This is a genomic window from Marinifilum sp. D737 (genome assembly GCF_026672275.1).
GTDB lineage: Bacteria > Bacteroidota > Bacteroidia > Bacteroidales > Marinifilaceae > Marinifilum.
Genome location: NZ_JANQCD010000001.1, coordinates 18,375 through 34,022, shown reverse-complemented (window position 1 = coordinate 34,022; position 15,648 = coordinate 18,375). Strand labels below are relative to the sequence as shown.

Sequence of the window (15,648 nt, the reverse complement as noted above, 5' to 3'; positions counted from 1 at the left end):
CTTGAAGCAGCAAAAAAGAGCATATACTTACGCATTACTGGCAATTTTATGTTGGTCTACAGTAGCAACGGCATTTAAGATTGCTCTTGCTGGTATGGATTTTATGCACTTACTTTTGATTTCATCAGGTACAGCCCTTATTTTTCTTTCCGTTTTATTGGTGTTGAAAAACCAACTATTAAACAGTTTTAAAGTAAGTAAAAAGCATTATTTCAGCTCTGCCATTTTAGGTTTGTTAAATCCATTTTTATACTACCTGGTTTTACTAAAGGCCTATGCCATTTTGCCTGCTCAATTTGCAATGAGCTTGAATTACATCTGGCCAATTACTTTGGTACTGCTTTCTATTCCTTTGTTAAAACAGAAAATAGGAATTAAAAGTATTCTAAGCATTCTGGTCAGTTTTGCTGGAGTGGTTGTAATTGCCAACAAAGGCTCATTTGCTTCATTGCAAACACCAAATCCGTTCGGAGTGTTACTGGCAGTTGGAAGTTCGATTTTCTGGGCTTTGTATTGGATATATAATGTAAGAGATATAAGAGAAGAAGTTGCCAAGCTATTTTTGAACTTTATTTTTGGATTCATTTACATTGTACTAAGCATAGCTCTGTTTTCTAATTTCACACTTCCTGATACCAAACCTTTATTGGCTGGAATTTACATTGGGATTGTTGAGTGTGGAATTGCATATGTACTTTGGTTAAAAGCCATGAAATTGAGCAGTTCTACCGATAAGATTGGTCACTTGGTTTTCTTGAGCCCCTTTGCCTCATTAATATTTATTAATCTGATTCTCGGAGAATCTATCTATCTTAGTACACTGGCAGGCTTGGTTCTTATTATAGCTGGGATAGTACTGCAAAAACTTGTTCAAAAATCCAATTAAATTGAGTAACGACAGAATAATTATGGGAATTGATCCGGGAACCAATTTAATGGGATACGGGTTAATTAGAGTGGTAAACAGAAAACCTGAAATCATGGTTTCGGGGGTTCTCGATTTAAAAAAAATCAGCGATCCCTATATCAAACTTCAAAAGATTTTTCAAAGAACACTGCAAGTCATAGATGAATATCATCCCGATGAATTGGCAATTGAATCTCAGTTTTTTGGTAAAAATATTCAGTCGATGTTGAAATTGGGTCGTGCGCAAGGCGTAGCCATTGCTGCCGCTTTGCAACGCAATATTCCAATTTTTGAATATGCTCCACGTAAAATTAAGCTAGCAATTACTGGTACGGGAACTGCCTCGAAAGAACAATTGGCGGTAATTCTTCAACGTTATTTTAAAATGAAAGATTTCCCTCAAAATCCTGATGAATCGGATGCTATTGCAATTGCACTTTGTCACTTTTTTCAGGACAATGCATTAGTAACTGCGAAAAAATCCAGTTCATGGGCCGATTTTGTAAAAAACAACCCAAATCGAATAAAAAAATAAGTACAAAAAAAGCCGCTTTTCAAGCGGCTTTCCTATATATAAGATATTCTCTTTTATTCTAAATTCTTGCGAATAGCCTCTGCAACTTCGGCTAGTTCTTCCTGGCTTGGAGACAATTTAGGATTTTCAAAATTCAAATCCCCAATATTATTTAATGGTACCAAGTGGATGTGCGTATGTGGAACTTCCAGACCGATAACGGCAACTCCAACACGTTTACATTCTACACTTTTGTCAATTGCCTTAGCAATCTTTTTTGCAAATACATTTAAGCCTGCCAACACATCATCTTCCAAATCAAAAATGTAATCAACTTCTTGCTTTGGAATTACCAATGTATGACCTTTAGCCAAAGGGCTAATATCTAAAAATGCAAAGTACTTGTCGTCTTCTGCAATTTTATGGCAAGGAATCTCGCCTTGAACTATTTTTGTGAAAATTGAAGCCATTTTATCTGTTTTAAGAAGTTTTCAATTTGTTTCTATTAGATAGAAATTTCGATGATTTCGAAAGGAATAATTCCATTAGGAACCTGAATATCCACTACATCGCCAACTTTCTTTCCAATTAAACCTTTGGCAATTGGTGTATTGATAGAAAGTTTACCTTTCTTAAAATCAGCTTCACTTTCCGACACCAAAGTGTAAGTCATTACTGCACCATTTTTCTGGTTCTTAATGGTAACTTTGTTCATCATCTGAACCTTTGATGTATCAATTTTAGTTTCATCAATAACTCTACTGTTGGCAATAACTCCTCGCAACTGGGCAATTTTTGCTTCCAACAAACCCTGAGCCTCTTTTGCGGCATCATACTCGGCATTCTCCGACAAGTCCCCCTTATCGATAGCTTCACCAATTTGCTTTGAAATTTTTGGACGCTCAATGTTCTCAAGCTGTTCCAATTCTTCTCTTAGTTTTTTTAAACCATCTGCTGTCACATATGAATAACCAGACATAATATCCTCCTATTTATTTTTTCTTGATTTCTTAATTCCCAGATCACCAAAGACCTATAAAACAAAAAGAATCCCGACTTCTCGGAACTCTTCAGGAATACAAATATACAAATTTAATATTTATGCTCCTTTTTATACGGTATAAACTGGGACTTATAAAAGTACTAAAAAATTATACTAATTGTACTTTCTCTCTAAAATTTCCTTGTAAATTATCGCCTGACGCCAATCAATTTCTTCCCCATCGTCTTCCTCCTCTTCCGCTTCTTCCTGATAGAGATCTTTTAAAGCATCTAATGAAGAAATTTGTCGCTTCTCAGTATATTCTATACTACTTTCCCGAGGATCCTTTTGCTCAGGAACTGAATCTAAAACTACCTCTTGTTCCGCAACCGGAGTTTCTGTTTCCCATTCTTCTTCCTCATGATATGGTTCGGGCCTTTGTTGCCCCAACAAAGCTTCAAATACCGATTCAAAATCGTTTTGCGGCTTTGTAGTTTGAGGAGCAGATTGCTCCGCTATTTCTCCATCATCGGGCGGAGATATTGGAACAGGCTTCTTTTTGTTCTTCTTGATAGAACTAAAAATTCCTACAATCGCTAATATGATCAGATATATTATATTTCCCCATCCTTCATCCATGAGAGTTCTGATATTTAATTGTTAGTTTTACGCTTTCACAATAATAATCAGGATCAACCTGCGTTTATTAATGCAAACTATAAAATTATGTCAGTCAACAAATCAAATTTACTATATTTTTTCGTTTTATTTTCATTGTGCATCAGTATTTGTTCTTGTAGTTCAGATGCAGTCGATATTAATGAGGTTGTTCCATACAGAAAAATTAATACAAACTTTGATCTAATACATCTTAGTCAATTATCTAACAATTCAGCAGAATATTTCGATTATAATGAAGGCAAAACCTTAGGATATAATGGGAATGGAATATTTATATATAAAGCAAATGATCAATATTATGCCTATGACGCAACTTGTCCTCATGATGTTGAAGCGAATGAGCATGTTGAATTAAATGATCCAAATGATAATACACAATGGAATGGAGCGTGTAAATGCCCTATATGTAACAGTGAGTTTTTATTTTCTAATGGAGCTTATCCTACTAGTGAATCTGTCGCAAAATATCCACTAAAATCATACAGAACCAGTGTTTCTGGTAATATCCTTAGGGTTTACAACTAATCAGTATGTAAAAGGCACAAAAAAATTAGTCCCATTTGCAACAGAACTAATTTTGACATCATAAATATAACAAAATCAGGATACAAAGCAAATCAACGAAAGTTTTTCTGATTGCACATTTCTATAAAAAAGCCTTGACTCGGTAAACAATAATGCATAATTTGAAAGGAAATTCACCTATTCAAATTAATTTTTTAATCTTATGAAGAAAGCATTATTACTACTTGTGTTCGGGGTTTTGTGTGCACCGTTCGCAACTTTCGCAAGTGAAGCCGATTTGGTAGTTCCTGATTTAAGACAAAGTGTCTTTGATGGAATTGGAGGCATGAATGGCTGGGACTTGCTCCTCTACGGAATTATCATCATTGTCTTGGGTTTATTGTTTGGGATGGTGCAGTTTAATCGCATCAAAAAACTTCCTACGCACAAATCAATGGCAAAAGTTTCAAATATTATTTACGAAACCTGTAAAACCTATTTGTTGCAGCAAGGTAAATTCCTGATTATTCTATTCTTGATTATTGGTGTTGCTATTGGTTATTACTTCCTGGCATTAGCTCATTTAAGCATTCCTAAAACCTTACTGATTCTTCTATGGACCGTTCTTGGTATTCTTGGATCGTATGGTGTTGCATGGTTCGGAATCAGAATTAACACCTATGCAAACAGTAGAACATCTTTCGCTGCATTAAAGAAAAAGCCTTTCGACGTAATGTCTATTCCTCTTCAGGCAGGTATGAGTGTTGGTTTACTATTGATTTGCGTTGAACTAATCATGATGATTGCCATTCTTCTGTTCATTCCTGGCGAAAGTGCTGGTGCATGTTTCGTTGGTTTTGCAATTGGAGAATCGCTTGGTGCTTCTGCCCTTAGAATTGCCGGTGGTATCTTTACCAAAATTGCTGATATTGGGGCTGATTTGATGAAGATCGTATTCAAGATTGGAGAAGATGATCCAAGAAACCCAGGTGTAATTGCCGACTGTACAGGCGATAACGCAGGAGATAGTGTTGGACCAACTGCCGATGGTTTTGAAACCTATGGTGTAACTGGTGTTGCCTTAATTACTTTCATTATTTTGATGTTTGGGGAAACTGGTTTAATACCAAATGTTGGTTTTGCATCTACTTTAATTGTATGGATTTTTGCCATGCGTGTCTTAATGATTTTCACATCGGTATTTGCATATCTGGTTAATCAAGCTATCGCAAAAGCTAGATACAGCAAACTAGATAAATTCAATTTTGAAGCTCCTTTAACTGCTTTGGTATGGATTACATCAATTATTTCAATTGTAGTTACATATGCTTTAAGTTATGTACTGATTTCTGATCTTCCGGAAGGATTGTGGTGGAAATTATCTACTATTATTTCTTGTGGTACACTCGCAGCAGCTGTAATTCCCGAATTAACCAAAGCTTTTACCAGTTCTGGTTCTCGCCATGTACAGGAAGTTGTAACTGCTTCTCGTGAAGGTGGAGCATCTCTTACTATACTCTCAGGTATGGTAGCTGGTAACTTTTCTGCTTTCTGGAAAGGAATGGTTATGATGGCTTTAATGGCTATTGCATTCTACACCGTTCAAGATATTGCAATTTTTGGTGAGTATCCGGGAATTTTTGCCTTTGGTTTGGTTGCCTTCGGTTTCTTAGGTATGGGACCTGTAACCATTGCTGTTGACAGTTATGGTCCGGTAACCGATAATGCACAATCTGTTTTTGAATTATCGCAAATTGAAAAAATTCCAAATATTAAAGAAGAAATTAACAACGATTTTGGTTTTGAGCCGAATTTTGAAACAGGAAAGCACAATTTGGAAGAAAACGATTCTGCTGGTAATACATTTAAAGCTACAGCAAAGCCTGTATTAATTGGTACCGCGGTTATTGGTGCTACAACCATGATTTTCGCCATTATCTTACTTTTAAAAGGAACTATTCTTTCTACAGGAGAATCATTATTACAAATTCAACTAACCGACCCTTCTGTTATTCTAGGTTTAATTACAGGTGGTGCAGTAATTTTCTGGTTCTCTGGTGCATCAATGCAGGCAGTTACTACCGGAGCTTATCGTGCAGTTGAGTACATCAAGAAAAATATCAATCTGGACAAAACTGAAGCTGATATTGAAGATTCTAAAAATGTTGTAAAAATCTGTACTCAATATGCACAAACAGGAATGTGGAATATTTTTGCCGTAATCCTAAGTTTAACTTTGGCCTTTGCATTCTTCAGTCCTAATTTCTTTGTGGCCTATCTAATATCTATCGCAATTTTTGGTCTATTCCAGGCAATGTACATGGCAAATGCCGGTGGCGCATGGGATAACGCCAAAAAAGTGGTTGAGGTTGATTTGAAAGAGAAAAACACTCCTCTTCACGATGCAACCATTGTAGGTGATACAGTTGGTGATCCTTACAAGGATACTACTTCCGTTGCGTTAAATCCAATTATTAAGTTTTCAACTTTATTTGGATTGTTGGCTGCAGAAATTGCCATAGAATTAATTGTTAAAGCTGATAAAACCGGGGCAACAAATATTGCACCTTACATTGGAACATTATTCTTGATTATAGGCTTATTCTTTGTGTATCGCTCTTTCTATGGAATGAGAATTCCTGATAAGCCAATTGGTGAAGGAAATCCCAATCCTGAAGCCAAAGCAAAAGAACCTGGGACAAATCACCAGGAAAACGTAAAAGTTGAGGCTAGTAAAAACTAGTAACCTGAGTTCGATGATATGACATTTATGACCCCGGGGATTATCTTCGGGGTTGTTTTATTTTAATTAGGAATTACGAATTATATAATAACTCAATGGCCTCTTTTCTGTTAGTTTGATATTCTCACTCTAAGTGAGATTATCAATAAACAAATTACAAATATCAGCGTAATGTTTTTAATTTTATAAAATGAAATACATTCGAATTACAACATTAATAATCACTAGCTTGGTATGCTTTCAAATCCTAAGTTTTCAATTATTGGGAAAACGATGTTTAACAAATCAAGTAATAAAAAATTATAGAACCTATTTAATTGATAGAGATATCGCTAATGGTGTATATTCTTCAAATTTACATTTCAATTCTTTACAGGAAAAACAATTAAAGGAACTTTTTAATGTTAGAACACTACAACTCGTTGAACAAACGGACGCATTGAATAAGTACCGTTCAAATTCATCCGACCTTTACATTTATATTGCAAATGCAAAATTCAAAAACTCTGTTTATGCAACTGTTATTGATACCGAAACATATCATAATTTTATAGCTAATAACAGAGGTAAATATATCTGGATATTATTTTTCTGGATAAAACTAAACAAAGAAAATTTTGCAATGACGTAACACAGATTATTTGTAATTCCCAGTACAGACGCAAGGCCTTGCGTCTCTACAAGTACAGATTTTATTTCCCTAACAATTCAACAACCGCTTCCTTGTCTTTTGCCAGCTGTGCTTTTAACTCATCAATTGATGCAAAAAACTGTTCGTTGCGAATTCTTTTGTAGAAATGGATGGTAATGTTCTTGTAGTAAATGTCCTGATCGAAATCAAGAATATGAACCTCGATTGATCGATTGTCCAACTGATTATTTACAGTTGGTCGAACACCAATATTCAACATGCCCAAATAGCGCTTGTCATCAACATCAACTTTAACGGCGTAAACTCCATCTTTTGGGACCAGTTTGTAACTTTCCTGCGGATCGATATTGGCAGTAGGAAAGCCAATTTTACTTCCTAATTTTTTCCCATCAACCACATCTCCCTTGATAAAGAACCGGTAGCCTAAATATTTATTGGCAGTATTAATATCGCCTTCGCCAATGGCTTTACGGATTTTGGTTGAACTAACATTAATGGCATCCATATTTAAAACATCCTGGCGCTCGATTTTAAAGTTCAACTGATCGGCAAAAACCTTTAAATCTTCGTACTTTCCTTGGCGATTGTGACCAAAACGGTGATCGTAGCCAACCACCAGGTATTTCATGCCTAACTGTTTTACCAAAATCTGTTCTACAAACTCAACATACGAAAGTTTCGAAAACTCTTTGGTAAAAGGATATATTACCAAATGATCGATACCAGCCGCCTCAAGCAAAACCTTCTTTTCTTCCAGTGTGTTGATCAAGCGTAATCCATTATTCTCTTCACTCAAGACCAAGCGTGGATGAGGATAAAAAGTAAAAATTACGGTTTCTCCATTCACTTTGTGCGCCAATTCCTGCAAACGACGTATTACTTTTCGGTGTCCCAAATGAACACCATCAAAAGTTCCAATGGTTACCACAGGGTTTAGAGCAGAAAAATCTTTAAGATCCGTATATATCTTCATCAGTAATATCAGTTGTATGTGGTGAAATTCAATCTAAATTATCCATCCCATCTTTATTTCAAGCCAGAAAATTTCACCTTTTTAATCTGAAAGCAAAAATATGAAAAATTCCCGAACATGATCGATTCCTTCAATATCTCGCATTGCTTGATAATGATTATACAGGAAATTATTAGTAAATTTCCGCCTGAAGTTTCGCAGCCCATTTGCTTTGAAAATTTGACAGCTTAAAATCAAATCAGCCAAAGCTTTTGATTATAAATTATTTGATAGCGAAACCAAGAATTTTAGCAATTTAAATAACACAATCTAATCCATAGTATGAGAAAACTATTATTTGTACTTCCACTAGTTTTATTTTGGGCTTGTGCCCAAAAAGGAAATGTAAGCATCGAAGGTAAAATCGATAACGCAGAAGGTAAAACTTTGTATTTGGATCATTTACATGTTGCCAGTACAACTACTGTTGATTCGATAAAACTTGACGAAGAAGGTCGATTTGAATTTGATTTGAACCTTACACAACCTGAATTTTATTTGTTGCGCTTATCAAACGGTAAATTGCTTACCCTTTTGGCTGAAGAAAATGACAACATGTTGGTGTATAGCAAGGCCGAAAACATGAATAAAAAGTATATCGTTGAAGGATCGAAAGGTTCGAAACTGGTAAAACAAATTAACGATACTTTAAATGTTACCAAAGCCAAAGTTGCTAAAATCCGCAAGCAATTGGAAGAAAAGAAAAATGATGCTGATTTCTCAACTGTATCACAAAACTTAGTGGCTGAATATATTGAAGCTATTCAGGCACAAAGAAAATTCTCTATCGACTTTATCATGCAAAATGCTACTTCTTTGGCAAGCTACATGGCATTGTATCAAAAAATTGATAAAAATACTTTCACTTTAAATGAGAACAAGGACATTCAGTTTGTGAAAATTGTAGCTTCATCGATGAGAGCGCTTTACCCTGAACATGAATATACCAAAGCAATTTTAGCCAACTACAAAACTCTTGAAAAGAGAATGTCCAACCTAAACATTGCCAAGATGATTGAAGAAAAAGGGGCTAGTTTTCCTGAAATCAAATTGCCTGACACCAATGGTAAGGACGTAGCTCTATCATCTTTAAAAGGGAAATTTATTGTATTGAGTTTCTGGGCATCTCAAGATCCAAACTCTCGTAAGCAAAATAAAACGCTTAAGAAAATCTACGACAAGTATAAAAGCAAAGGTTTAAGAATTTACCAGATTTCTGTTGACCAGGATGAAGAGCTTTGGAAAAAAGCAATTAAAGAAGACAAGATGAACTGGACAAATGTTTGTGATCCTGAAAACGGAAGTTCTTATGCGGTTCGCTTGTTAAACGTACAAAGAGTGCCTGCTAACTACCTAATCGACCAAAGAGGTGAAATTGTTGGTAAGGATCTTTTTGCAAGAAGATTGGAAGAAAAAGTTGCTGAATACGTAAAGTAATACAACTAAAATATTATTAAGTGCCTAAAGTACAAAGGTGAAAACTAATTTTCATTACTTTTAAACTTTAGGCATTTTAAGTACATGATACTTTCTCATGAGTAAAAACAAAAAAATATATTTCGCATCGGATGTGCATTTGGGAGCACCCGCTTTAAAGAATAATCGCGAACGTGAATTGTTGTTTGTAAAGTGGTTGGATACTGTTAAAGCAGATGCCGAAGCAATTTACCTTATGGGTGATATTTTCGATTTCTGGTTCGAGTACAAACGTACCGTACCAAGAGGATTTACCCGTGTATTAGGAAAACTGGCCGAAATTACCGATTCGGGTATTCCTGTGCATTTCTTTACCGGAAATCACGACATATGGGTGTTTGATTATTTGCCAAGCGAAACTGGCGTAATCGTTCATCGTGATATTGTAAAAACCGAACTTCAGGGCAAGAAATTCTTTTTGGGACATGGCGATGGATTAGGGCCATACGATAAGGGATATAAGATTCTGAAAAAGATCTTTACCAATAAGTTTCTGCAATGGTCATTTGCCAGGATTCATCCAAATTTTGCCATTTGGCTGGCTCACAATTGGTCGGGGCATAGCAGACTTAAAAATGGCAAGATTGAAGCGGATACATTTAGAGGCGAAGGCAAAGAGTGGTTGGTGCTTTATGCCAAAGATGAACTGAAAAAAGAACATTTCGACTATTTCATTTTCGGACATCGCCACTGGCCTTGCAATATCGATTTGAATGGTAAAAGCAGATACATCAATACTGGCGATTGGGTAACACACTTTACCTATGCCGTGTTGGATAATGGTGTAATGGAATTGAAAGAATTCGAAAAACCGATAAGTAAGCACTAAGGGCACAAAGGATTTTCACAAAGTATCACAAAGATTTAATAGCTTGCTTCGCAAGAATTATTCAACCACGAATGACACAAATTACACAGATCTGTTTATCTTCGATAAACCTAAATATTCAACGCAAAGTATCGCAAAGAAATAAGTGTTGTAAACTCTTATTTTTGATCTAATAAATGAAACAAGAATAAAGTGCAGTAAATAAACAAAGGATACGCAATACTTTGTGTTCCTTCGTGAATTACTTCGTTTTACTTTGTGGTTAAATAAAAAGCACATGGAATTTTTATACATCGCAATTGGAATTGCCAAAGGGGTAATTATCGCCTGGCTGATTCTTAGAAAAAAAACATCTCAACAAGCAGCTCTTCATCGTGAAGAATTGCTAAAGCAGGAAAATGCTTTTATCACCGAAAAAAGTGAACTATCGCACCAACTATCGATATTGGAAGAGCGTGCAAATAACATAAAACGTGAAAAAGAGGAAATAGCGAGTTTGCTGGGCGAAGAAAGGGAGAAAAACGAAAGGCTAACCCGTTCGGTATCTATTTCGGCTACCGAAAGAAAGAATTTGGAAGAGCGTTTGGAAAACCAAAAGCAGGAACTGGAAGAATTACAAAAGAAGTTCACTACCGAATTCGAAAACATTGCTTCTAAAATCCTGAAGGAAAACACGAAAGAATTTACCACTTCGAACCAAAAGAATATGGATGATATTCTGGGGCCAATCAAGGAAAAACTAATATCATTCGAAAAGAAAGTTGAGGAAACTTACGATAAGGAATTGCGCGATAAAATCAGCCTGAAAGAGGAGGTGAAAAAGCTTTATGACCTAAATGCAAAGATTAGTGATGAAGCCAATAACCTAACCAAAGCCTTAAAGGGTGATGTGAAGAAACAAGGCAACTGGGGCGAAGTTGTATTGGAAAGAATACTAGAACGTTCGGGCCTTTCGAAAGGGGAAGAGTACGAGCGCGAAGTAGTAACTCAGAATAGCGAAGGACAGACCATTCGCCCTGATGTGATCATCCGTTTGCCTGAAGAGAAACACGTAATTGTTGATTCGAAGGTTTCGCTGGTAGCATACGAGCGATTTGTAAATTCAAACGGCGAAGAAGACAAGGACAAGTTCTTGAAAGATCACATTATTTCCATGAAAGCGCATGTGAAGGAATTGGCCGATAAACATTACCAAAGTTCAGAAGCATTAAACTCTCCTGATTTTGTTTTGATGTTTGTGCCAATCGAATCATCATTTGCCATGGCCGTGCAAGCCGACCAGGAATTGTTTAATTATGCATGGGAAAACAAAATTGTAATTGTGAGTCCTTCTACCCTGTTGGCTACCTTGCGTACCATTGCCTCTATCTGGAAACAGGAGCACCAAAACCGAAATGTATTGGAAATTGCACGCCAAGGTGGTGCATTGTACGATAAATTTGTTGGTTTTGTGGATGATATGATCAGCCTGGGCAGACAAATGGATACGGCAAAGAAAACCTATGCTACCTCGATGAACAAACTAACCGAAGGTCGTGGTAACCTAATTCGAAGTGCAGAAAAAATTAGAGAACTTGGCGCTAAGGTGAAGAAAAAATTACCGCAAGCCTTAATCGACAGAATGGATGATGCTCCGACATTGAAAAAGTAGTTTCACATGAAGGAAGCAAAGATGATATAGAGCCACGATTTTTCGTGGCTTTTTTTATTTTCTCAAGACGCAGGGTATTAAGATTTTTATGATTCTTGATGCTCTTATTTTTATATTATCCTTCTGGAAGCCCTATATCTGTTGATTCGTTTTGCTACAGGAGGGTAAATATGGCTACAGGTACCTCCTTTTCGCTACAGGACTACCTATTGGGGCTACAGGCGGTACATTTCGGCTACAGGAATATGACTTTTGACTACAGAGGTATAGAAATTGGTGTTAGGTATGCCAAAACTGCTTGAGGCCTTATAACTGCTGGCTTGTTTTAATCTGGAGTATAAAGTTTGGCTACTGATTTACTATATCTGTAAAGACAGCACTAATGCTGTCTCTACCTCTAACATACCCTCTGAATGCCCCACGATAGTTGACCTCTTTTGCGATAGGCGGGTTATTTTAGCGATAGGTATGCCAAAATGGCGATAGGACAACCCATTTCCCCGATAAGCCCCCTCATTTTGGCGATAGGCAAACGTTTTTGGCGATAGGAATACCAAAACTGCCGATAGGTGTGCTGATTTGCCGATAAGTATATATGTTGGCATTAATACTCAATTTTTTTTGATTTAGTTAAAACAGAAAGTCAAGTTACCAATATATTTGGCCAGTAGATCAGTCATGTATTCTTAATAACAATATCAAACCATACATTAAAAAAGGACACGCCATGGCATGTCCTTAAAGATTAATCTATTATTAATTCTTCATTGTTAATTATTAATTGAATTCAGTGCTTTATCAATCCACCCCTTCAATTTCTCAATATTCTCAATTCCAACCGATAATCGAATGGTTCCCGGCAGAGGATATTTGGCTCCCCAAACAGGTTCTACCGGCAGAAGGATGGTATCTACCTCGCCAAGGGTTGGTACCAAAGGAATATAATCTTGCAAAGCAGCAATGAAGCGGTTGCATTTTTCGCGTTTGTCCTCGTCCGATGCTCCTTTGATGTCGAAGGTGACCATGCCACCAAAGCCTTTGTCGCCAAACAGGGCAACAGCTTCTTTTCGGGTTGGGTGAGATTCCAAGCCTGGGTACAATACCTCTTCAATCTTAGGATGATTTTGCAGGTATTCTGCCAAGGCAAGTGCATTGTCGCAATGTTGCTTAAAGCGCAGGTCGAAGCTCTTCAATTGTGTTCCCAAACGGTAGGCATCATCAGGACTTAGGAAGTGTCCCGCCCATTTTCGGTACTCAATGGCTTCCTTCATCAGCTCCTCATCGTTCCCACAGATAACACCGGCAGTAATGTTACCATGTCCGCTCATGTATTTGGTTGCAGAATGAATCACAAGGTCTGCTCCATCTACTAATGGCTTCCACAAATATGGGGTTCCAAAGGTGTTGTCTACAATAATTTTGCAATCGTATTGCTTTGCCAGCTCCATAATTCGTTTCACATCAGCCACAATCAACATTGGGTTCGAAACCGCTTCGAAATAAAGGAATTCAGGTTGAATCTCCTTTAACATGCGCTCCAATTCCTCGAAATCATACAGTCCATTGTTGGCATAAAAACGGTGCACATCCAGGTTACGACGCTTGATTAAAACTGTATCGATAAATGAATTGGTACCACCATAAATCTCATGGAAGAACAACCATGGTCGGGTATCTTTACCTTTTTGGAAAACCGATACTGCCACATCGATGGCTGCCATTCCGGTTTCTACCAACAAGGCCCACTTGCAGCCTTCCAGCTCCATGATTTGCTGCTCAACGGCAACTGTGGTTGGGTTTCGGTAGCGTGAATAGATGTAATTCTCCGGTTCGTGCGGATGATCCAATTCTGCCGCGAATGCTTCCTGAGTGGTTTTCGAATCTTTTAGGTTGAATCCCGCTTCACGATAAAGAGGGGTGTGCGATGCGTTGATGTTTTTTTTCATGGTATTATAGTTAATGAGTAAATGTGTGAATGAGTAAATGTGTGAATGAGTGAATGAGTAAATTTGTGAATGAGTAAATGAGTAAATGTGTGAAGGAGACACCCCTTTGGTAAACTGAAGTTCCAATTTTAAGCTTTCTGGAGCATACAGACGAAGGGATGATACACTATTTCTTTTATATTTTATTTATGTTTCTAACCCTCCCCTTTATCCCCTCTCAAGAGGGGAATCAGCTCCGACCAACATCTCATTTTCAATGGGATATAGGAGAATGTTTTCAATTCGTTATTCGTAGTTCCTTCTCCGGTGTTATCACATCCGATTCGTAATAAAATTCTGCCCTATCGATTAATTCTCCGGCGAGTATAATGGCTAAAGATATTGCTAAGCCCAATTCCCATTGCGTACCCAACAGAAAATATGGAATTAATAAACAGAGCGTTCTTAGCAATGAAAGAGCTGGAAAATGTTTCAATCTTATTAGACGTAAAGATATTTTCCTCCCAATGTATAAACTTCCTTTGATTAGAATTATAAGTTCTATAACAATCGGCACCTCAATCAGCCAAACAAAAAACAAAATTCCTGTAAGACTTACCATTCCTGAATGCACTGGAAGACCATCTTTTCGCGTCAAGAATTTGTAAACCATATCAACCGATATCAAACTACAAATCCCAAAAATCAAAGCTAAAATCCCAAACCATATATTTCCTATAACTAGTTGAAATCCTGTTAAACCTAAAAATCCTGAAAAGGAGAATATCTCCCTACTCAACCAAGAACCTTTTAGATTGAGAATGAATCGCCACATTCGCATTTTCTTGCCTATATGAAGCGATGTTAATGCAATGGCCAAAACTGAAACGATGGCAAAAGGAATCAATTGCATATCTATTGCGCCCATCAAATGAGCTGCTTGCCAACTTACCAATCCTGCCACTGCTATGGTAAACAGCACCAAGGTCCATTCCTTGTCCAATGCCACCTTATCCTTTGGCTTTGGTAGCCATTCCTCTATCTTTTTCTCATCTATTTCTACCTGATCAGTATTCTCCACCTTTGGCGCCATATTTGCTTCTCTTAGCGGTATCAATTGAATGGATGGTTTGATGCCCATATCCACAAATCCAGGAGTTACACGATCTTCTTCTTGCAAATCCAAAAGTCCAAAGTCAAGCGCTCCTACCGGACAAGCTTCCACACAGGCAGGACGTTTCCCATCTGAGATTCTATCCACACAGAAATTACATTTCTCAACAATCTTGGTAGCCGGATTGAACTTTGGTGCATCGTACGGACAAGCCCAGGTGCAATAGGTACAACCAATGCATGCCTCGGCATGATGAATGATGGCACCCGTTTTCTCATCGCGGGTGTAGGCCAGTGCCGGGCAGTTCTTCATACAAGGAGCATCCTCGCAATGGTTACAGGCCAATGAAAAATGGAAAACAGGCAATCCTGGATGTTTGATTTTATTTCCAGTGTTTACCTCTCGCCAGTTCACTCTAAAATCGGTTCCGTTTTCTATGCTGCAACCTGCCACGCAGGCGTTGCATCCTACACATCGGTTGGTGTTGAATATGAATGAGTTTTTTTCCATTTTTTGCTCTTATACTAGTGTAAGGCTCTTCATATTTCGTCGCATGTTACACCAACTCTTTTAGGAGCATTGGCAGTTGCGACGATTAATTTACATCATGTTGACCAAGGGTTTCACCCTTGGCTATTCAAGTTGCATCCCTTCGGGA

At 37.3% G+C, this 15,648-nt stretch carries 14 protein-coding genes; 8 read left to right on the top strand and 6 right to left on the bottom strand.

Annotation, left to right across the window (positions count from 1 at the left end; genetic code table 11):
• The first annotated feature begins 1 nt into the window (after window position 1).
• Both NQ163_RS00150 and ruvC read left to right on the top strand, forming a co-directional pair.
• Window positions 2-886, top strand: coding sequence for a DMT family transporter (locus NQ163_RS00150; RefSeq protein WP_268188294.1), 885 nt, complete (start codon window positions 2-4; stop codon window positions 884-886).
• 1 nt (window position 887) lies between these two features.
• Window positions 888-1,442: a crossover junction endodeoxyribonuclease RuvC gene (gene ruvC / locus NQ163_RS00145; protein WP_268188293.1), complete on the top strand. Its 555-nt coding sequence runs from the start codon at window positions 888-890 to the stop codon at window positions 1,440-1,442.
• 53 nt (window positions 1,443-1,495) lie between these two features.
• Here ruvC and NQ163_RS00140 read toward each other — a convergent pair whose 3' ends face one another.
• The 3 genes from NQ163_RS00140 to NQ163_RS00130 form a co-directional block, all read right to left on the bottom strand.
• Window positions 1,496-1,891 carry an HIT family protein gene (locus tag NQ163_RS00140; protein ID WP_120238403.1) on the bottom strand — a complete coding sequence of 132 codons (396 nt, stop codon included), beginning with the start codon at window positions 1,889-1,891 and terminating at the stop codon, window positions 1,496-1,498.
• Between the two features lie 35 nt (window positions 1,892-1,926).
• Window positions 1,927-2,400, bottom strand: coding sequence for a transcription elongation factor GreA (greA, locus tag NQ163_RS00135; protein ID WP_110361193.1), 474 nt, complete (start codon window positions 2,398-2,400; stop codon window positions 1,927-1,929).
• Window positions 2,401-2,577: 177 nt separating this feature from the next.
• Complete coding sequence (locus NQ163_RS00130; protein ID WP_268188291.1) at window positions 2,578-3,042, bottom strand: hypothetical protein; 465 nt, start codon at window positions 3,040-3,042, stop codon at window positions 2,578-2,580.
• An 87-nt stretch (window positions 3,043-3,129) separates the two neighbouring features.
• Between NQ163_RS00130 and NQ163_RS00125 the strand changes: the two genes are divergently transcribed.
• The 3 genes from NQ163_RS00125 (at window position 3,130) to NQ163_RS00115 (ending at window position 6,962) form a co-directional block, all read left to right on the top strand.
• Window positions 3,130-3,609, top strand: a complete 480-nt coding sequence (locus tag NQ163_RS00125) for a Rieske (2Fe-2S) protein (RefSeq protein WP_268188290.1) — start codon at window positions 3,130-3,132, stop codon at window positions 3,607-3,609.
• Between the two features lie 202 nt (window positions 3,610-3,811).
• The gene (locus NQ163_RS00120; protein ID WP_268188289.1) at window positions 3,812-6,331 is read left to right on the top strand and encodes a sodium-translocating pyrophosphatase; all 2,520 of its coding nucleotides are present in this window, start codon (window positions 3,812-3,814) and stop codon (window positions 6,329-6,331) included.
• A gap of 190 nt (window positions 6,332-6,521) precedes the next feature.
• Window positions 6,522-6,962: a hypothetical protein gene (locus NQ163_RS00115; RefSeq protein WP_268188288.1), complete on the top strand. Its 441-nt coding sequence runs from the start codon at window positions 6,522-6,524 to the stop codon at window positions 6,960-6,962.
• 61 nt (window positions 6,963-7,023) lie between these two features.
• Here the strand turns inward: NQ163_RS00115 and NQ163_RS00110 are convergent, their stop codons facing one another.
• Window positions 7,024-7,956, bottom strand: coding sequence for a bifunctional riboflavin kinase/FAD synthetase (locus NQ163_RS00110; RefSeq protein WP_268188287.1), 933 nt, complete (start codon window positions 7,954-7,956; stop codon window positions 7,024-7,026).
• A gap of 321 nt (window positions 7,957-8,277) precedes the next feature.
• Here NQ163_RS00110 and NQ163_RS00105 point away from each other — a divergent pair, with 321 nt between their 5' ends.
• From NQ163_RS00105 to rmuC, 3 genes are all read left to right on the top strand, one after another.
• Complete coding sequence (locus NQ163_RS00105; protein WP_268188286.1) at window positions 8,278-9,432, top strand: TlpA disulfide reductase family protein; 1,155 nt, start codon at window positions 8,278-8,280, stop codon at window positions 9,430-9,432.
• A gap of 97 nt (window positions 9,433-9,529) precedes the next feature.
• Window positions 9,530-10,300 (top strand): UDP-2,3-diacylglucosamine diphosphatase, encoded by a 771-nt coding sequence (locus NQ163_RS00100; RefSeq protein WP_268188285.1) that lies wholly within the window; start codon window positions 9,530-9,532, stop codon window positions 10,298-10,300.
• Window positions 10,301-10,577: 277 nt separating this feature from the next.
• The gene (gene rmuC / locus NQ163_RS00095) at window positions 10,578-11,951 is read left to right on the top strand and encodes a DNA recombination protein RmuC (protein WP_268188283.1); all 1,374 of its coding nucleotides are present in this window, start codon (window positions 10,578-10,580) and stop codon (window positions 11,949-11,951) included.
• Between the two features lie 770 nt (window positions 11,952-12,721).
• Here rmuC and NQ163_RS00090 read toward each other — a convergent pair.
• Window positions 12,722-13,897, bottom strand: a complete 1,176-nt coding sequence (locus NQ163_RS00090; RefSeq protein WP_268188281.1) for a trans-sulfuration enzyme family protein — start codon at window positions 13,895-13,897, stop codon at window positions 12,722-12,724.
• A 277-nt stretch (window positions 13,898-14,174) separates the two neighbouring features.
• Window positions 14,175-15,500 carry a 4Fe-4S dicluster domain-containing protein gene (locus NQ163_RS00085; RefSeq protein ID WP_268188280.1) on the bottom strand — a complete coding sequence of 442 codons (1,326 nt, stop codon included), beginning with the start codon at window positions 15,498-15,500 and terminating at the stop codon, window positions 14,175-14,177.
• Window positions 15,501-15,648 lie beyond the last annotated feature (148 nt).